Source organism: Streptomyces sp. SudanB25_2051 (assembly GCF_964272635.1).
In the GTDB taxonomy this organism is placed as follows: domain Bacteria; phylum Actinomycetota; class Actinomycetes; order Streptomycetales; family Streptomycetaceae; genus Streptomyces.
Map to the genome: position 1 here is coordinate 4,904,391 of NZ_OZ186787.1, position 19,268 is coordinate 4,923,658.

Annotated in this window: 13 protein-coding genes; 9 read left to right on the top strand and 4 right to left on the bottom strand. The window is 75.8% G+C overall.

The annotated features are described in order from the left end of the window. Window positions 1-113: 113 nt before the first annotated feature. The 9 genes from rimP to ACSUPT_RS22185 all read left to right on the top strand — a co-directional run bounded on the left by rimP (window position 114) and on the right by ACSUPT_RS22185 (window position 12,625). Window positions 114-614: a ribosome maturation factor RimP gene (gene rimP, locus ACSUPT_RS22145; RefSeq protein ID WP_351968134.1), complete on the top strand. Its 501-nt coding sequence runs from the start codon at window positions 114-116 to the stop codon at window positions 612-614. Window positions 615-616: 2 nt separating this feature from the next. Beyond that, complete coding sequence (nusA, locus tag ACSUPT_RS22150) at window positions 617-1,618, top strand: transcription termination factor NusA (protein WP_351968133.1); 1,002 nt, start codon at window positions 617-619, stop codon at window positions 1,616-1,618. 112 nt (window positions 1,619-1,730) lie between these two features. Next, window positions 1,731-2,009 (top strand): YlxR family protein, encoded by a 279-nt coding sequence (locus tag ACSUPT_RS22155; RefSeq protein WP_351968132.1) that lies wholly within the window; start codon window positions 1,731-1,733, stop codon window positions 2,007-2,009. A 150-nt stretch (window positions 2,010-2,159) separates the two neighbouring features. Continuing rightward, entirely contained in the window at window positions 2,160-5,219 is a 3,060-nt protein-coding gene (gene infB / locus ACSUPT_RS22160; protein WP_436945354.1) for a translation initiation factor IF-2, read from the top strand. 157 nt (window positions 5,220-5,376) lie between these two features. Continuing rightward, the gene (locus ACSUPT_RS22165) at window positions 5,377-5,670 is read left to right on the top strand and encodes a DUF503 domain-containing protein (RefSeq protein ID WP_351968130.1); all 294 of its coding nucleotides are present in this window, start codon (window positions 5,377-5,379) and stop codon (window positions 5,668-5,670) included. Window positions 5,671-5,697: 27 nt separating this feature from the next. Further along, a complete protein-coding gene (gene rbfA, locus ACSUPT_RS22170) occupies window positions 5,698-6,177 on the top strand; it encodes a 30S ribosome-binding factor RbfA (protein WP_351968129.1) in 480 nt (159 codons plus the stop codon). Then, window positions 6,174-7,103 (top strand): tRNA pseudouridine(55) synthase TruB, encoded by a 930-nt coding sequence (truB, locus tag ACSUPT_RS22175; RefSeq protein WP_436945355.1) that lies wholly within the window; start codon window positions 6,174-6,176, stop codon window positions 7,101-7,103. The genes rbfA and truB overlap by 4 nt, the downstream gene beginning before the upstream one ends. Window positions 7,104-7,552: 449 nt before the next feature. Then, window positions 7,553-11,632 (top strand): serine protease, encoded by a 4,080-nt coding sequence (locus ACSUPT_RS22180; RefSeq protein WP_436945356.1) that lies wholly within the window; start codon window positions 7,553-7,555, stop codon window positions 11,630-11,632. A gap of 39 nt (window positions 11,633-11,671) precedes the next feature. Next, window positions 11,672-12,625: a bifunctional riboflavin kinase/FAD synthetase gene (locus tag ACSUPT_RS22185; RefSeq protein WP_436945357.1), complete on the top strand. Its 954-nt coding sequence runs from the start codon at window positions 11,672-11,674 to the stop codon at window positions 12,623-12,625. 75 nt (window positions 12,626-12,700) lie between these two features. On the opposite strand, the gene ACSUPT_RS22190 is transcribed toward ACSUPT_RS22185, so the two are convergent. From ACSUPT_RS22190 to eccE, 4 genes are all read right to left on the bottom strand, one after another. Next, entirely contained in the window at window positions 12,701-15,952 is a 3,252-nt protein-coding gene (locus tag ACSUPT_RS22190) for an SCO5717 family growth-regulating ATPase (RefSeq protein ID WP_436945358.1), read from the bottom strand. 460 nt (window positions 15,953-16,412) lie between these two features. Next, window positions 16,413-16,646 carry a DUF397 domain-containing protein gene (locus tag ACSUPT_RS22195; RefSeq protein ID WP_010471541.1) on the bottom strand — a complete coding sequence of 78 codons (234 nt, stop codon included), beginning with the start codon at window positions 16,644-16,646 and terminating at the stop codon, window positions 16,413-16,415. 412 nt (window positions 16,647-17,058) lie between these two features. Continuing rightward, the gene (locus ACSUPT_RS22200; protein WP_351968124.1) at window positions 17,059-17,766 is read right to left on the bottom strand and encodes a hypothetical protein; all 708 of its coding nucleotides are present in this window, start codon (window positions 17,764-17,766) and stop codon (window positions 17,059-17,061) included. 8 nt (window positions 17,767-17,774) lie between these two features. Beyond that, a complete protein-coding gene (eccE, locus tag ACSUPT_RS22205) occupies window positions 17,775-18,962 on the bottom strand; it encodes a type VII secretion protein EccE (protein ID WP_399219637.1) in 1,188 nt (395 codons plus the stop codon). Between the last annotated feature and the right edge of the window lie 306 nt (window positions 18,963-19,268).

Below are 19,268 nucleotides of genomic sequence, written 5' to 3' on the forward strand. Positions count from 1 at the left end.
GCGTACCCGCGGGTCGGTCCGGGGTGGACGGCAACACCCCCCGGGACCGGATACCCTTTGGTTCTGACACGCGACGAACCCACAACAGCACACGCGGCCGAGGAGTCACCCGGATGAGCACCACCCAGAGCGAGAGGCTGCGCGGGCTGATTGAACCGCTGGTCATCGCCAGGCAGCTGGATCTGGAAGAGATCGAGGTGTCCCGGGTGGGCCGCCGCAGGGAGCTGAGGGTCATCGTCGACTCGGACGAGGGCGTGGAACTCGACGCCTGCGCCGAGCTGAGCCGCGCCATCTCCGACAAGCTCGACGAGACGGACGCGATGGGCGAGGGCGAGTACGTCCTCGAGGTGAGTTCGCCGGGCGCCGACCGCCCCCTCACCGAGCACCGCCACTACGTACGGGCCACGGGCCGCCTCGTGAAGTTCCAGCTGCGCGAGGGCGGCGACCTCGTCGCCCGCATCCTCGGCGTGGACGAGGAGGGACTCGACCTGGAGGTACCGGGCGTGAAGGGCCGCAAGGCCACCGCCCGGCGCGTGGAGTTCCCCGAGATCGCCAAGGCGCGCGTGGAGATCGAGTTCAACCGCAAGGACAAGAAGGAAGAGGAGGAGGCGTAGCCGTGGACATCGATGTGAAGCTCCTTAAGGGCTTGGCACAAGAGAAGGAGATCCCCTTCGAGCTGCTGGTCGAGGCGATCGAGTCGGCCCTCCTCATCGCCTACCACCGCACCGAGGGAGCCCGCCGCCACGCCCGTGCCGTGCTGGACCGGCAGACCGGTCATGTGACGGTGTGGGCGAAGGAGGACCCGGCGGACCTGGAGGAGGGGCAGGAGCCCAAGGAGTTCGACGACACCCCGTCGGACTTCGGCCGCATCGCGGCGACCACCGCCCGCCAGGTCATCCAGCAGCGGCTGCGCGACGCCGAGAACGACATGACGTTCGGCGAGTACGCGCGCCGCGAGGGCGACATCGTCGCGGGCGTCGTCCAGCAGGGCAAGGACCCCAAGAACGTCCTGGTGAAGCTGGACGACAAGCTGGAGGCCATCCTCCCCGTCCAGGAGCAGGTCCCCGGCGAGGAGTACACCCACGGCCTGCGGCTGCGCACCTACGTCGTCCGCGTCGCCAAGGGCGTGCGCGGCCCGTCCGTCACCCTCTCGCGCACCCACCCCAACCTCGTGAAGAAGCTCTTCGCGCTGGAGGTCCCGGAGATCGCCGACGGTTCCGTCGAGATCGCCGCGATCGCCCGCGAGGCCGGCCACCGCACGAAGATCGCCGTACGGTCCACGCGCTCCGGGCTCAACGCCAAGGGCGCCTGCATCGGCCCGATGGGCGGCCGTGTGCGCAACGTCATGGCCGAACTGCACGGCGAGAAGATCGACATCGTCGACTGGTCGGACGACCCGGCCGACATGGTGGCCAACGCCCTGTCGCCGGCGCGGGTCTCCAAGGTCGAGATCGTCGACCTGGCCGCCCGGTCCGCGCGGGTCACCGTGCCGGACTACCAGCTGTCCCTGGCGATCGGCAAGGAGGGCCAGAACGCCCGCCTCGCCGCCCGCCTCACCGGCTGGCGCATCGACATCCGCCCGGATACCGAGCAGACGGCGCCGCCCGCCGGGGAATAGAGTCCCCCCGTGGTCACGTTGTGCCACAGCGAGACCACGACGGGATCACGACAACAACCGTTCGATTTTTGCCCCAAAGGGGTGAGGTCGGTGCGGGGAGGTAGACTTAAGCGTGTCTGGCCGGACGCATGCCCGCGCATGCCCTGAGCGAACCTGTGTGGGATGCCGGGAGCGGGCGGCCAAGAGCGATCTGCTGCGGATCGTGGCGATCGAGGGTGAGTGCGCCCCCGATCCACGCGGTACGCTGCCCGGTCGGGGTGCCTATGTGCATCCCGTCCAGTCCTGTCTCGATCTGGCGGTCCGCCGCCGGGCGTTCCCCCGGTCCCTCCGGGTCCAGGGTCCGCTCGACACCGCGGACATCCGCCACTACGTCGAGCAGGCGACACCGTAAGAAGAAGTACGGCACGGGGAGAGCCCGTGCGGTCAGGTACCTCGCGAGTGGAAGTAGGTCGAGATTGCGATGAGCACTCGATGAGTACGCGATGAGTACGCCCATGAAGTAGCGACGGTCCGGCGGTACACCGGACCTCAAAGGAGCGAAGTGGCTAAGGTCCGGGTATACGAACTCGCCAAGGAGTTCGGTGTGGAGAGCAAGGTCGTCATGGCCAAGCTCCAGGAACTCGGTGAATTCGTGCGTTCGGCGTCCTCGACGATCGAGGCGCCGGTTGTCCGTAAGCTGACCGACGCTTTGCAGGGACCCGGCTCCGCCGGCAAGTCCGCTGCCAAGCCTGGCGCGCCCCGCAAGGCCGCCCCCGCCGCCCCCGCCAAGCGCGAGGCCGGCACCCCCCAGTCCAAGCCCGCCGCGCCGTCCCCGGCGCAGGCGGCGCGTCCGGCCGCCCCGAAGCCCGGCGCCCCCGCGCCGAAGCCCGCGGCCGCCGAGAAGCCCGCGGCGCCGGCCCCCGGCCCGCGGCCCACCCCGGGTCCCAAGCCCGCCCCGGCCAAGCCGGCCCCGGCGGCCCCGGCCCCGACGAAGCCCGAGTTCACCGCGCCGCCGTCGGCTCCCGCCGCCGGTCCCCGGCCCGGTGCCACCCCCGGCCCCCGTCCCGCCGCGCGCCAGCAGGCCGGCGGCGGCCAGCAGGGCGCCGGACGCCAGGGCGCCCCGCGCCCCGGCGGCCAGCAGGCCCCCCGTCCGGGCGGCGCCCGTCCGGCCGGCCCGCGTCCGGGCAACAACCCGTTCACGTCCGGCGGCTCCACCGGCATGGCGCGCCCGCAGGCGCCCCGTCCGGGCGGTGCCCCGCGTCCCGGCGCCCCGGGTGCTCCCGGCGGCCCGCGTCCGCAGGCCCCCGGCCAGGCCGGCCCGCGTCCGCAGCCGGGCCCCGGCGGCCCGCGCCCCACTCCCGGCTCCATGCCGCGTCCCCAGGCCCCGCGCCCGGGCGGCGGCCCCGCCGGCAACCGCCCGAACCCGGGCATGATGCCGCAGCGTCCCGCTGCCGGCCCGCGTCCCGGCCCCGGCGGCCGCGGTCCCGCGACCGGCGGCCGTCCCGGCGGCCCCGGCGGCCGTCCCGGCGGCGGCGGCTTCGCCGGCCGTCCCGGCGGCGGTGGCGGCGGCTTCGCCGGTCGTCCCGGCGGCGGTGGCGGCGGTGGCCGTCCCGGTGCCCCGGGTGGCGGCGGCGGCTTCGGCGGCGGTCGTCCCGGCTTCGGCGGCCGTCCCGGCGGCCCCGGCGGCCGTGGTGGCACGCAGGGCGCGTTCGGCCGTCCGGGCGGTCCCGCCCGCCGCGGCCGCAAGTCGAAGCGTCAGAGGCGCCAGGAGTACGAGGCCATGCAGGCCCCGTCCGTGGGCGGCGTGATGCTGCCTCGCGGCAACGGCGAGACCGTTCGCCTGTCGCGCGGTGCGTCCCTCACCGACTTCGCGGAGAAGATCAACGCCAACCCGGCGTCGCTCGTCGCGGTCATGATGAACCTCGGCGAGATGGTCACGGCCACGCAGTCCGTCTCCGACGAGACGCTGCAGCTCCTCGGCGACGAGATGAACTACACCGTTCAGATCGTCTCGCCGGAGGAGGAGGACCGCGAGCTGCTCGAGTCCTTCGACCTCGAATGGGGCGAGAACGAGGGCGGCGAGGAATACCTCGCGCCGCGTCCTCCGGTCGTCACCGTCATGGGTCACGTCGACCACGGCAAGACCCGCCTGCTCGACGCCATCCGCAAGACGAACGTCGTCGCGGGCGAGGCCGGCGGCATCACCCAGCACATCGGTGCCTACCAGGTCACGACCCAGGTCAACGACGAAGAGCGCAAGATCACCTTCATCGACACCCCGGGTCACGAGGCGTTCACCGCCATGCGTGCCCGCGGTGCCAAGTCGACCGACATCGCGATCCTCGTGGTGGCGGCCAACGACGGTGTCATGCCGCAGACGGTCGAGGCCCTGAACCACGCCAAGGCGGCCGACGTGCCGATCGTGGTCGCGGTCAACAAGATCGACGTCGAGGGCGCCGACCCGACCAAGGTGCGCGGTCAGCTGACCGAGTACGGCCTGGTCGCCGAGGAGTACGGCGGCGACACCATGTTCGTCGACATCTCCGCCAAGCAGGGTCTGAACATCGACTCCCTGCTGGAGGCCGTCATCCTCACGGCGGACGCCTCGCTCGACCTGCGGGCCAACCCGGAGCAGGACGCGCAGGGCATCGCGATCGAGTCCCACCTCGACCGCGGCCGCGGCGCCGTCGCGACCGTCCTGGTCCAGCGAGGCACCCTGCGGGTCGGCGACACGATGGTGGTCGGCGACGCGTACGGCCGTGTCCGCGCGATGCTCGACGACAAGGGCAACAACGTCGAGGAGGCCACTCCTTCGACCCCCGTCCTGGTCCTGGGCCTCACCAACGTCCCGGGCGCCGGCGACAACTTCCTCGTCGTCGACGAGGACCGCACGGCCCGCCAGATCGCCGAGAAGCGCGCCGCGCGGGAGCGCAACGCCGCCTTCGCCAAGCGCGTCCGCCGGGTGTCCCTCGAGGACCTCGACAAGGTGCTCAAGGCCGGTCAGATCCAGGAACTCAACCTCATCATCAAGGGCGACGCGTCCGGTTCGGTCGAGGCCCTCGAGTCCTCGCTGCTCCAGCTCGACGTCGGTGAAGAGGTCGACATCCGGGTCCTGCACCGCGGTGTGGGTGCGGTCACCGAGTCCGACATCGACCTGGCGATGGGCTCCGACGCCATCGTCATCGGCTTCAACGTCCGCGCGGCCGGCCGTGCCGCGCAGATGGCGGAGCGCGAGGGCGTCGACGTCCGCTACTACTCGGTGATCTACCAGGCCATCGAGGAGATCGAGGCGGCCCTGAAGGGTCTCCTCAAGCCGGAGTACGAAGAGGTCGAGCTCGGCACGGCGGAGATCCGCGAGGTCTTCCGCTCGTCCAAGCTGGGCAACATCGCCGGTGTCCTCATCCGGTCCGGTGTGGTCAAGCGCAACACCAAGGCGCGCCTCCTGCGCGACGGCAAGGTCGTCGCGGAGAACCTCAACATCGAGGGTCTGCGTCGCTTCAAGGACGACGTCACCGAGATCCGCGAAGGCTTCGAGGGCGGTATCAACCTCGGAAACTTCAACGACATCAAGGTCGACGACGTCATCGCGACGTACGAGATGCGCGAGAAGCCGCGCGGCTGACCCAGCCGGCGCGACACCACGCAGCGGAAGCCGGGGCCGGTCGGCGGAAGGAATTTCCGTCGATCGGCCCCGGCCGCTGCGTGTACGGTTCGAAGGTCCCCGCCGGTGCACGGCGGGGACCCATCGAACCCGAACCGGCGGGACATCCGGACTGTGCATGTATGTGGGGACGCTGTCCTTCGATCTGCTCCTCGGCGACGTACGGTCGCTGAAGGAGAAGCGCTCCGTCGTCCGGCCGATCGTCGCCGAACTCCAGCGGAAATTCGCGGTGAGTGTGGCGGAGACCGGCAACCAGAACCTCCATCGCAGGGCCGAGATCGGCGTCGCGATGGTCTCGGGGGACGTCGGGCACCTCACAGGGGTACTGGACCGGTGCGAGCGGCTCGTCGCCGCCCGGCCCGAGGTGGAGCTGCTGTCCGTACGGCGGCGCATCCACACCGATGAAGAGTGAACGCAAGACGGAAGAGGAGACGGACCGGTGGCCGACAACGCGCGGGCCCGCAAGCTGGCCGATCGCATCCAGGTCGTGGTCGCGGAGACCCTGGACCGGCGAATCAAAGATCCGCGGCTGGGGTTCGTGACCATCACGGACGCCCGCGTCACCGGCGACCTGCGAGAGGCCACGGTCTTCTACACGGTCTACGGTGACGAGGAGGAGCGCGCGGCCTCCGCGGCCGCGCTGGAGTCCGCCAAGGGCATCCTGCGCTCCGAGGTCGGCAGGCAGACCGGCGTCCGCTTCACGCCGACGCTGACGTTCGTGCCGGACGCCCTGCCCGACAACGCCCGCACCATCGAGGACCTCCTCGACAAGGCGCGCGCCAAGGACGCCGAGGTGCGCGAGGTGTCCACCGGCAAGACGTACGCCGGCGAAGCCGACCCGTACCGCAAGCCGGGCGACGAGGACGCCGACGCCGACGAGGCCGGGGCGGACGACGAGGACGGCACCGGCGCCCGATGAGCAACGCAAGCCGCAAGCCCCTCCCGGCCGACACCGGGAGGGGCCCCCGCGACGGCCTCGTCATCGTCGACAAGCCGGCCGGGTTCACCTCCCACGACGTCGTCGCCAAGATGCGCGGCATCGCCCGCACCCGCCGCGTCGGCCACGCGGGGACGCTCGACCCCATGGCCACCGGCGTCCTCGTCCTCGGCGTCGAGAAGGCCACCAAGCTCCTCGGCCACCTCGCGCTGACCGAGAAGGAGTACCTGGGCACCATCCGCCTCGGGCAGAACACCGTCACCGACGACGCCGAAGGCGAGATCACCTCGTCCACCGACGCGTCCCGCGTGACCCGCGAGGCCGTCGACGCGGCCGTCGCCAAGTTGACCGGCGACATCATGCAGGTGCCGTCCAAGATCAGCGCCATCAAGATCGACGGGAAGCGGTCCTACGCGCGGGTGCGCGGCGGCGAGGAGTTCGACATCCCCGCCCGCCCGGTCACCGTCTCCCAGTTCACCGTGTACGACATGCGCGACGCCGTCGCCGAGGACGGCACCCCCGTCGTGGACCTCGTCGTCTCCGTCGTCTGCTCGTCCGGCACGTACATCCGGGCGCTCGCCCGCGATGTCGGCGCCGACCTCGGGGTGGGCGGGCACCTGACCGCGCTGCGCCGCACCCGCGTCGGCCCGTACAAGCTCGACGCCGCCCGCACCCTGGACCAGCTCCAGGAGGAGCTCACCGTCATGCCCATCGCGGAGGCGGCCGGCGCCGCGTTCCCGCGCTGGGAGGTGGACGAGCGGCGCGCCAAGCTGCTCCTCAACGGCGTACGCATCGACATGCCCGCCTACGAGAAGGGCCCCGTCGCCGTCTTCGGACCCGAGGGCCGCTTCCTGGCCCTGGTCGAGGAGCGCGGCGGCAAGGCCAAGAGCGTTGCCGTCTTCGGCTGAGACCCGGGCGGCCGCACGGCCCCCTGCACGGGCCCGCGGGCCGCGGCCGGTGGGCCGCGGGCCGCAGGCCCGTCGCGCTGCGGGCCGCGGTGGCGCACACCCACCCGAGCCGCCCTGCCCGGCGTCTTCGGACCGGCAGGGCGCGGGCCCATGGGTGCTCGGGCCAGTGGGCCGGTCCGCGTCGCCCCCGCGCTGTGTGGGGCCGGCCGGTGGCCCGCGTCGCCCCCGCGCTGTGTGGGGCCGGCCGGTGGTCCGCGTCGCGCCCGTGCACCGTGGAGCGGGCCGGTCGTCCTGGCCCGCTCCACGATCCCCCTCCGACTTGTCTCTGTCCGCACAAGAATGCCTATTCACCCACTTGGACGGGCGCTCGGAGTGAAGGCGGGGGCATTCGGGGGCGCGTAGACCGCTCGCGTTTCCCGCCCCGATCAGCCCCGCCCTAACGTCGACCCATGGGACGACAGGACCGGGCGACACTGGTGCGCATCTGTGATCAGGCGGGCCGGACGCGCGGCGCCGGCTTCGTCGCGGACACCCTCGGCACGGTCGTGACCAGCCAGGAAACCGTCGACGGCCTCGACCGGATCGTGCTCGACGCACCCGCGGGACGAGCCCTCGTGGTCACCGCCGACGCCGTCACCGTCCTGCCCGGCGACGCCCTCGCGCTCATCCGCACCGAGGGCCTCGGCGTGCGCCCCCTGGCCATCGCCACCCGCCGGGCGGCGATCGGATCGTATGTACGCGTCGAAGCCGACGGGCCGCGCGAGGCACGGGTACTCGGCACCACCCGCGCGACCCGCACCGGGCGCGACGGCACCCACGTCGTCGGCGACGTCCTGGAACTCGCCCTCGGCACCGAGGGGCGCGAGGCCCTGCAGCCGGGCGGCGCGGCGGGCGGCGGCCCCGTCGTGGACGCCGCCACGGGCGCGGTCCTCGCCGTCCTGACCCCCGCCCTGCACACCGACCACCCCGCCGTGCTCGCCGTGCCCCTCGCCGCCGCGGCCACCCGCGAACCGGGCGGGCCCCTGGCGGCCCTGCTCCGCCGCAACGCCGCCACGGTCCCCGCCCACGGCCCCGACCTCAATCTGGCCGGCGCCCTCCAGCTCACCGCCCTCACCCACGCGCCGCTCCACCCCGGACGCGCCGTCCCCCGCCCCGAACTCGCCCACCACCTGGACTTCTTCACCAGGGGCGCCGGCCGGGCCCCGGCCGGCGGGCCGGTCGTCTGCGCGCTCGTGGGCGCGCCCGGCACGGGGCGCACCACCGCCCTGGCCGCCCACACCCGCCGCCGCGCCGTCGCGGCCGTGCCCGAGCCGACCCTGTGGCTGCGCGGCGCCGATCTGCGGCCCGGCGACACCTCCCTCGCCGACGCCATGGTCCGCGCACTCGAAGAGGCCGGGCGCGGACTCATGCCCGGCACCGGCGGTGGGGGCGCGCCCCCGGAGCGGGACGGCCTGGCCCGGCGGGTCGCGCGGATCGCCGCAGAGGCGGGACGGCCGCTCCTCGTGGTGCTGGACGCGCCCGAGGAGGCGCCCCCGCCCCTCGCGCACCGGCTGCCCCACTGGACCTCCGAGACGGTCCAGTGGCTGCGGCAGCACGGCGCACGGCTCGCCCTGGCCTGCGGGCAGGCGTACTGGGAGACGGCGGGCGCGCTCTACCCGCCGGACGCGCTGTACGGGACCGGGGCGCCCGGCCCGGCAGCCGTACCCGTCGGGGACCTGACCCGCGAGGAGGCCGAGGAGGCCCGCCTGCGGTACGGGCTGCTCCCCGGAGGGCTCGCGCCCGCCGACGCGCGCCACCCGCTGGCCCTGCGGCTCCTCGCGGACCTGCGGGCGGCGCTGCCCGGCGCCGTACCCCCGTGCGCGGCGCGGGCCGACCTGTTCGCCGCGCACCTGAACCTGCTGTGCCTGCGCGTCGCCCAGCGCATCGCCGCCGGTTGCCGGCCCGCCCTGTCGGAGACGGAGGTGCGGGGCCTCGCCGCGCGGGTCGCCGGCCGCGTCCACGAGGCGGCGCGGCGCTGCCTCGGGTCCGGCCACGGGGCGCTGGACCGGGCCGGGTTCGACGACCTGTTCCCGCCGGACACCAGGTGGGCGTCCGCCGTCCTGGCGGAGGGACCGCTGGTCGCGGCGGGCGCCGGGTACCGGTTCGCCGACGAGGAGTTCGGCGAGTGGCTCCAGGCGACCCACCTCGACGTGGACGCGGCCCTGGACGCCCTGGTGCTCACACGCCACGAGGCGACGGCCCCTCCGGACCGCCTCCCCGCCACGGGCGGGGGCCCGAGCCGGGCGGCCTCCGGTCCGGTCCGTCCCGCCGGGCCTCCCGCACTGGCGCCCGGCGGAACGGCACGGGCACTCCCGGTCGGCGGCCCGCCCCCGGCCGCCCTGCCCCCGGGCGGGAGGCCGGTCCTGACGGCGCCCGCGGCCGCCGCGCCCGGACCGCTCACCCGCCCCGGAACGCCCGGGACCGCCGCGCCCATGGCCGCCCCTCAGGCCGCCGCGCCCTGGGCCGGCCCGCGTGTGAACGCCCCGCACGGGCCCGGAGTCCCCGTGGCCGCCGCACCCCCGCACCCGGGCCCCCTCTCCGGACCCACTCCGGCCGGACCCGCGCCCTCCGGCAGCGCCGCCCCGCCCGTCCCGACCCTCCCCGTCCCGCAGGGCACCGCGGCGGCGTGGGTGCCCCCGGCAGGCCAGGCCGCCGGGTACGGGGCACCCTCCGGCCCCGGTGCGCCCCGCGAACCGGGCGGCGGCCTCCTACCGCCCCGGCCGGGGTACAGCCCCCCGGCCCTCGCCTCCGCGCCCGCCGAGCCGCCGTACCCCGTGCCGCCAGGTCAGCCGGGCACGGACGCCGCGTGCCGGCCACCCGGCGGCGGAGTCCCCGCGCACCGGTCCGGCGTCGTCGTCCAGGCGCTGCTGCTGCTGGAGCGCGGCCGGGGGACCGGTCCGCTCGCGCGCCGGCTGGAGCGGCTGCTCCGGCGCGAGCCGGGGCCCGCCGACGCCGAGTGGTGGGCCGGCCGGCTGCTCCACGACACCCTGCTGGGCGTGCCGGACGCCCGCCCGTACACCGGCGTCCTGCGGCTGCTCGCCGCGCGCCTGACGACCCGGCCCGCCGCCGGCGACCCCGGGCTGTACGGGCCGCCGTTCTGGGAGCGGCTGGGCATCGGCGAGGACGAGCGCCTCGACCTGCTGCGCCGCGTCCTGCCCGCCGACGTCCCGCGCCCCGCCCGGCCCGGCACCACCCGACCCTCCGGCTACCTCGCCGCGGTCGCCCGCCGGCTGGCCGCGGACCCGCGCGGCGTGCAGCCCCTGCTGTGCCGGTGGTTCACCGACGAGCGCCCGCTCCCCGCGCAGCCGGGCTCCGCCACCCGGCCCACCGTCGCCGGAGTCGCCCAGGCCCTGCTGCGCACCCACCGCGACCTCGCCGTCGACGACCTGTGCGAGGCCCTGGTCGCCACGGCCCACCCCCGCGCCGACGAACTCCTGCGCGGCCTCGCCGACGACGAGCCCGCCGCCCTGTGCCGCGCCGTCGACCGCTGGGCCCACGACGACGCCCGCCCGGCCCGCCGGGTGGCCGCCGCCGCGTACGGGCAGCTCCTCGCCGCCCGCGTCGCCGCCGAGGCCGACCGGGAACTCCTGCGGTACGCCGCGCTCGCCCTGCTCGCCCGTCCCGGCGACCGTTCGCTGCACGGCGTGGCGCTCGCCGTGCTCGTGCGGGACCCGCACGCCCGCGACCGGCACCTGCCGCAGGCGCTCACGGTGTTCCTGGCCGGCGACCGCGGCCTGCCCGCCCGCGCGCTGGCCCCCGCGCTGACCACCCACCCCGAAGCGGTCCTGGCGGCCTTCCGCACGCGGCTGCACAGCGGCGGCCCGGACGCGGCCGCCGACGTGCTGGACGCCCTCGCCGGCCTGCGGGCGCCCGCGCTCGCCCGGCGCGCCGCCGCACTGGTCCGCGAGTACGCCGACCGCCATCCCGGGGGCGCCGCCCACGCCGCCGCCTACGTCGACCGGTGCCTGGAGCAGGGGCCGGCCGGACGCGCCCTCGTGGTCCCGCTCGTCATGGACCTGCTGCGGGGCCGCCCCGCCGCGGTGCGGGCCGCGCTCGTACCCGTCCTCGCCGCGCCCGGCACGGACGTCTCGCGGGGCCCGCGCGGTGAGCTCCTCGACGTACTGCTCGACCTGGAGCGGCACGAGGTGCCCGACCCCGCCGTGCCGGACGCGCTGCTGCGGGCCGCCGCGCTGCGGGCCACGGGGCGGCCGGGCGCGGACGCCCGGGTCCGGGAGCTGGTGCTGCGGGCCGGTGAGCTGCTGGCCCGCACGCCGGAGGGGACCGCCCACCTCGACCGGGTGCTCGCCGAACTGGCCGAGGAGGCACCGGGCTTCGCCGCGTCGGCCGTCCGGGCGCCGGGGGAGGGGCCCGCGACGGGGCGGGGGCCGGGCGCGGGGCCCGTCTCCGTGGCCGGGCGCGTACCGACCGCTATGCCGATGCGGGGCGAGCCCTGCGGGCATGGCACCCTTAGTCCTGCGTATCGGTCATGACGTACTGACGTACACGGGTTCGGGCGAGGAGCGGTCACAGTGCAGCGCTGGCGAGGCTTGGAGGAGATTCCCCAGGACTGGGGGCGCAGCGTCGTCACCATCGGTTCCTACGACGGTGTCCACCGCGGGCACCAGCTGATCATCGGGCGGGCCGTGGAGCGCGCCCGCGAGTTGGGCGTCCCCGCCGTCGTGGTCACCTTCGACCCGCACCCCTCCGAGGTGGTACGCCCCGGCAGCCACCCGCCGCTGCTGGCCCCGCACCACCGGCGGGCGGAGCTGATGGCGGAGCTGGGCGTCGACGCCGTGCTCGTCCTGCCGTTCACCACCGAGTTCTCGAAGCTGTCGCCGGCCGACTTCATCGTGAAGGTCCTCGTCGACAAGCTCCGCGCGCGCGTGGTCGTGGAGGGCCCGAACTTCCGCTTCGGCCACCGCGCCGCCGGCACCGTCGACTACCTGGCCGAGCTGGGCGCCACGTACGACTACGAGGTCGAGGTCGTCGACCTGTACGTGACCGGTGAGGCGGGCGGCGGGCAGCCGTTCTCCTCCACGCTGACCCGCCGGCTGGTCGCCGAGGGCGACGTCCGGGGCGCCGCCGAGATCCTCGGGCGCCCGCATCGGGTGGAGGGCGTCGTCGTGCGCGGCGCCCAGCGGGGCCGCGAGCTGGGCTATCCGACGGCGAACGTGGAGACCCTGCCGCACACGGCCATCCCCGCGGACGGCGTCTACGCCGGGTGGCTGAGCGCGGACGGCGAGCGGATGCCGGCCGCCATCTCCGTCGGCACGAACCCGCAGTTCGACGGGACCGAGCGGACCGTCGAGGCGTACGCCATCGACCGGGTCGGCCTGGACCTGTACGGGATGCACGTGGCCGTCGACTTCCTCGCGTACGTGCGGGGGCAGCGGAAGTTCGACTCGATCGAGGCGCTGCTGGAGGCCATCGCCGACGACGTGAAGCGCTGCCGCGAGCTGACCGGCGAGTACGACGCGTGTTAGCCGCGGGGGACGCTCACCCGCCGCGTGGAGAAGGGCCCGCACCGGACGGTGCGGGCCCTTCCTCTGTCCGTGCTCCTACTGCTGGGGCGGGGCGGCCGGGGGCTGCGGGGCCTGGGGCGGCTGCTGGGGCCAGGCCGGGGCGGAGGCCGGCGCGTTCGGGTCGGTGGACTGCTGGGGGGCGCCGGGGTGACCGCCGGGCTGCGGCGGCCGGCCCTGGTGGCCCGCCGGGGGCTGCTGGTGCCAGCCCTGCGGCGGCACGCCCGGCTGGGCGTACGGGCCGGGGGCCTGCGGCGGCTGCCCGTACGGCTGGCCGGACGCGGGGGCCTGGCCGGGCGCGGGGGCCTGGCCCGGTGCGGGCTGCTGACCGCCGTACGGGGGCTGGGCGGCGTACTGGCCGGGCGCGGGCGGCTGCCCCTGGCCCGGGTACGGCTGGCCGGGGACCTGCTGGCCCGGCATGGGCTGGCCCGGCATGGGCTGGCCGGGGAGCTGCTGGCCGGGGAGCTGCTGGCCGGGGGCCTGCGGCTGGCCCTGGCCGGGCAGCGGCGGGGCCATCTGCGGGGGCATGGCGCCGTGCCCGTCCCCGGTCCACAGGCCCTGCGCCTGCTGCGCCCGTGTGAAGTCCTCGGCGACCATCGCCGCGAGGTTGAAGTACGCCTCCCGCGTCTTGGGCCGCATCATGTCGAGGTCCACCTCGGCGCCCGCCGCCAGGTGCTCGTCGAACGGCACCACGACCACACCGCGGCAGCGCGTCTCGAAGTGCTGGACGATGTCCTCCACCTTGATCATCTTGCCGGTCTCGCGCACCCCGGAGATGACGGTGATGGACCGCTGCACCAGCTCGGCGTACCCGTGCGCGGACAGCCAGTCCAGCGTCGTGGAGGCGCTGGAGGCACCGTCGACGGACGGCGTCGAGATGATGATCAGTTGGTCGGCGAGGTCCAGCACCCCGCGCATGGCGCTGTACAGCAGGCCCGTACCGGAGTCGGTGAGGATGACCGGGTACTGACGGCCCAGCACGTCGATCGCCCGCCGGTAGTCGGCGTCGTTGAACGTCGTCGAGACGGCCGGGTCCACGTCGTTGGCGATGATCTCCAGACCGGAGGGCGCCTGCGAGGTGAAGCGGCGGATGTCCATGTACGAGTTGAGGTACGGGATCGCCTGGACCAGGTCGCGGATGGTCGCCCCGGTCTCGCGGCGCACCCGGCGGCCGAGCGTGCCGGCGTCCGGGTTGGCGTCGATGGCGAGGATCTTGTCCTGCCGCTCGCTGGCGAGGGTGGCGCCCAGCGCGGTCGTCGTCGTGGTCTTGCCGACACCGCCCTTGAGGGAGATGACCGCGATCCGGTAGCAGGACAGCACGGGCGTGCGGATCAGCTGGAGCTTGCGCTGCCGCTCCGCCTCCTCCTTCTTGCCGCCGAGCTTGAACCGCGAACCGGCCGACGGATTGCGGCTGCTCTTGGGCTTCTGCTTGGTGTTGCGCAGCAGCCGGTCGGACGACAGCTCGACGGCCGCCGTGTACCCGAGCGGGGCGCCCGGCACCGACGGCTGCCGCTGGTCGTGCGTCACCGGCGAGGGCCAGCCCGCCCCGGCACGGGGATCGACCGCCGGCGCCTGCGGCTGCTGGCCGTGGGCGTGCGGCTGCTGCGCCTGGCCCTGCGCGGGGCCGTGGCCCTGCTGGTCGTGGGGCTGCGGCTGCTGGGCGTGCGGGTGCGGGAAGCCGTACCCGCCCTGGGCGGGGCCCGGCTGACCGGGGTGCTGCTGCGGGGCCTGGCCGGGGTGCGCCTGCTGCGGCGGCTGCGGCTGCACGGGGGCCTGGCCCGGCACGCCGTACCCGCCCTGCTGCTGGGCGGGCGGCGCGGCCTGCGGGGCCTGGGCGGCGTGGGGCGCGGGCTGCGCCGGGGCGTCGCCCTGCGGGAAGCCGTACCCGCCCGGGGCGTGCGGCGGCTGCGGCTGCGGGGCGCCGGGCACGGGCGGCTGCGGCTGCTGGGCGTGCGGCTGCTGGGCGTGCGGGTGCGGGAAGCCGTATCCGCCCTGGGGCTGCGGGGCCTGGCCCTGCGGGAAGCCGTAGCCGCCGGGCTGCGCGGCGGCGGCCTGCGGGTCGGCGTACGGCGACGGCGGCTGCTGCTGCGGCGCGCCGGGCACGGGGGCCGCCCCCGGCCACGCGGGTGCCTGGGGCGGGTTCGACGGGTCGGCGCCCGGAGCCGGTGCGGGCCACTGCTGCGCCCCGGCCGGCGCGGCGGGCTGGAACTCGGGCGGCAGCGGCGGCAGGCCCGGCACCGGCTGGGCGCCCTGGCCACCGGAGGCGTCCTGCGGCGTCCACGGCTGCGGGGCGGGCTCACCGGCGGCGGGCGCGGCGTCCTGAGCGGCGCCCTGGCCGGACGCGTCGCCGCTCGGGGCGCCGGACTGGTCACCGGACTGGTGGGCGCGGTCGTCGGCGGCATCGCCGCCCGGTCCGTCGCCCGGTCCGTCGCCCTCCCGGTCGCCGGGGGCGTCGGCCGGTCCGTCCGCCCGCGCGTCGGAGGGGGCGTCGTCACGAGCGTCGTCCCGTACGTCGGCGGAGCCGTCACCGGGCGCGTCGTCGCGCGTCCCGTCGTCGTGGCGGGAGGCGGCCGCGACGTCGTCCCGGCCGGGCGCGTCCGCCGACTCACCGGCGGGCTCCGAGGCGCGCTCCTCGTCGGGGGCGGCGGGGCTCTCGGCGGCGTCCGAGGCGCCCGGCGCCGTAGCGCCGTCCTGCCCGGATGCCTGTCCGGCCTTCGCGCCGGTTGCCATGGCGGCCTCCGCCTCGGCCTCGGCGCGCTTGGCGATCTCCTCCATCTCGCGCTTCAGCGCGGCGGGGGAGAAGCGCATGGTGGCGCCGCTCTCCACATCGCCGCCGCCGAACGGCTCGGCCGCGGAGGGCGCGGGTGCTGCGGGCGCGTACGGAGAGGCCGCCGCGGGCTCGGCCGCCGCGGGTGCCGCGGGCGGTTCGGGCATCACGGGCGGCGCGGCCGGCTCGGGCGCCGCCTGGGGCACCTGCGGCACGTGGGGCGCCGCGGGTACCTGGGGCGCCGCGGTCGGGGCGGCGGGCACGGGCGGCGGCGCGGTGTGGGGCTGGAACCCGCCGCTCTGCGGCAGTCCGGGCACGGCGATGGGCTGCCCGGTCGGCGGCGGGGGCGGAGGCGTCGCGCTCTGCGAGGAGGCGTCCGCACCCCCCGCGTTCTGCGTGTACCAGGCGGGCGGGGTGTAGTCGATGGTGAACTCACCCGTCATCTCGGCGGCGTCCATGTCGGACGGATCGTCGACGGGAGGAGCGTTCCATCCCCGGTGGATCTCGTCCCGATCGCCGTTCACTTTGCCTCCTGGTGTGGTCGAGCACCCTTGTGCCGTCATGGGTGTGGGCGACCGTTCCTGTCGTCCGTGGCCCGGCGCTCCCCTGCGGGCACCGCACGCCCGCGCGGGGTCATGGCCGGCCCTTCCCACCCTAATCGCCGACGGCGCCCGCGTGTCAGGCCCGTCGGGCCCGCGGGACGCCCCGGCGACGGCGGGCATCAGCGCCATGTGACGCCGCGACAGCCCTGCGTGAACACCACCCCACCCAAAAGCCACCATAGGCCCGCACACTGACAACGGCTCACGCCCCGCACTCCCGTGCGGCCTGTCCAACAATCAGGTCTCGGCGCACCGCCCGCCCGCAGCCCCGCACACGAAAGCGGACCCCGACCGCCCGGAACTCCCGGGCCGCGAGGTCCGCCGCCACCGACGTACCAGACCGTCAGCGGGTCACTTCAGGCGTACCGGACCGTCAAGCGGTTCACTTCAGGTCGAACTCGCCGTCCCGCGCGCCCAGTACGAAGGCCCGCCACTCCGCCTCGGTGTAGCGCAGCACCGTGTCCGGGTCCAGCGACGAGCGCATGGCGACCGCGCCGCCGGGCAGGTAGGCGATCTCGACGCGCTCCTCGTCGGGGCTGGTGCCGGGGGCGCCGTGCCACTCCACCCCGGAGATGTCGAGGGCGTACAACTCGTCCTTCTCCTGTGCGCTGCCCATCGCTCGAGTCCTTTCGGTAACGGCTGGGTCGAACGTGCCCCTCCCGGAGCCCCGCCCGTCGAGTGCGACGGCGACTGCGGTTGCGGTCCGTCACTTCCCGGCATCTTAGGGCGGAACACCCCGCCCACGCCGGGCCACTTGACAAGCGGCTCTCGGCCCCTCAGGCGTATCGCCCCGGCCCGCAACGCCCTGCCTCCGCCGCGGCGCCCGACCCGGAACCACCTGCCTCCCGCCGCGGCGCCCGACCCGGAACCGCCCGCCTCCCGCCGCGGTGCCCGGCTCCGGAACGACGGGCCGCAAGCCCCGTCGAAGCCGTCCCCGGAAAGCACCCCCGGCCCCAGCCCTCCGGCCCTGGAGCGGTCTGCCCCCGAACCGTCGGTCCCGAGCCTCCGGCCCGAGTCCTCCTGGGCGGTCAGTCCATCCGGCGGGCCACACCCAGCAGCCCGGTCTCCGCGTCCGTACCGCTCGTCATCACCCAGTGCCGCTCGCGCCCGGAGACCCACAGCGTCACACCGTCCGCGAGCGTCGGCAGCGCCTCGTACTCGGCGCGCGAGAGCCCCAGGATGCGCCCGATCTGCTCGGCCTCCTGCGGCGACACCCGCTGCACGCCCACCAGCGTCGCGGCGCGCATCAGCCGGGGCGCGACCGGACTCAGGTACGGCAGCAGCGTCAGCACCGACTGCCACGGCGACGACACGACACGCCCGCGCGGCGGCCGCATCCCGCAGTCGCGGACCACCACGACCGGGCTGCCGACCGTGGCGCCCATCGGCGGCACCCGGCCCACGTCGTGCAGCGTCACGCACTCCAGACCGGCGCCGGCCGCGTGCGCCAGCGCCGTCCACGCCTGCGCGCGGCCCGTCTCCACCGCGACCCGCGCGCCCGTGCCCGCCGCCCGCAGCGCCAGCACCTGCGCGGTCCACAGCCCGCCGATCAGCAGCACGTCGTACGGGGTGGAGCGGTGGAAGCCCACGATCCGCGGGTTGCCCTCCGCGTCGTCCCCGATCACCACGCCGTCGTCGCCGACCGGCAGCGACAGGGCGCCCATGCCCTCCACGGCCACGCTGTGGCCCGCGTGACGGGGGCCGAACAGTCCGCGCGGCGCGCGAGCCGACCGCATACCGAGCATCACTGCGTCCCTCCCAGCGGCAGCGTCGCGAGGACACCGGGCAGCTGCTCCCGGTCCAGCCGCACCAGGCCGACCTTCGCCGACCGGGCGGCCTGCTCCAACGCCCGCCGCACCCCGATGAGTTCGGTGTCCGAACCGCCGGTGATCCGCACGTACCCGGCCACGTCCACGGCGCCCTGCCGCGACCCGCGGCGCATGGCGAGGCTGAACGTCGTCGCGTACGCGGGCGTCGCCGTCAGCAGCGACACCAGCTTCGCCAGCGGCGACCCGTCGCCGCCCGCCAGACCGGGCCAGCGGCCCACCGCGTACGTCGTGTGCCACCGGTCGTCGCACCGCCACACCCGCGCGGTCTCCACCGTGCGGCGCTGCGGCGTGGCGTCCGGCCGGTGCGCCCGCGCCGCCAGCCGGGGGCTCGCGCACGCCGCGGTCGCCATCGTGGAGTTCAGCTCCTCCTGGTCCAGGACGACCGCGTCGAAGCCCGCGCCGGTGATCCTGCTCGCCACATGGTCCGCCGCCCGCACCAGGCACCGCTGGGCGCCCTCGACGCCCCCGCCGCGCGCCTCGATGGCCTCTCGGCACCGCTCCGGGTCCAGCTTCAGCGCCACCCACGTCATCCGCAGGGCGGGCGCCCCGGTGCGCTCCTGCAGCGGCGCGTACGAGAGCCGGGCCACCGCCTGCTGCGGCAGGTGCGGCGCCGGCGCGGAACGCACCTGCTGCACCAGCTGCACCGACTCCAGGACGATGTCGTCCACCTCCAGCGCCCCGCCCAGCAGCGACAGCGGAAGCGTCCGCGCGCCGAACGCGGGGCGCGGCGCCGCGCCGCTCGCCTCGACCCGGACGACGGCGGTCAGGAACGTACCGTCGCCGAGCATGCCGACCGTGCGGCGCTTGCGGTCGACGTACGGGAACGGCCGGAAGCCCGGCAGGCCCTCCGCGATCGGCGCCAGCGACGGGTCGGTGTCCACGTCGGCGGGCGCGGCCGCCCGGCGGCGGGCCCGCAGGGCCAGCGCCGTCGACGACCAGTCCTGCACGGCCTGGCCGCGGCGGCGCACCACCGCGAGCAGCACCAGCAGCACCGCGACGGACAGCGTCGGGATCAGCCACAGGCCCTGCAGCGCGAAACCGACCGCCGCCAGAGCCAGGGCCAGCTCGATCAGTACCAGCTGGCGCAGCTGGAACGGCCCCATGCGGCCGACCCGCGACAGCGGGCGCGGCGCGGGCGCGGCCGAGGACCCGGACGCCGGGGAAACGGGGGCGGAACGGTGCCCTCCGGCCCGGCGGCCGCCGCCGCGTTGCCCGCGGGAACGGGCGGGGCGTCCCTCGCCGGACCGCCTCGTGCGCGCGCGCGTCGCCGTACCCATCGCCGCGTTGCCCCCTCGTGTCCGTAAAAGCCAAATTCACACGGCTGTTGACCGGGCGATCACCCTACCTGAGCAGAGCGGCCCGGCCTCCAGCAGGCATAGTAGGGGGGCGGTTACGACGGCCGGCGCCCT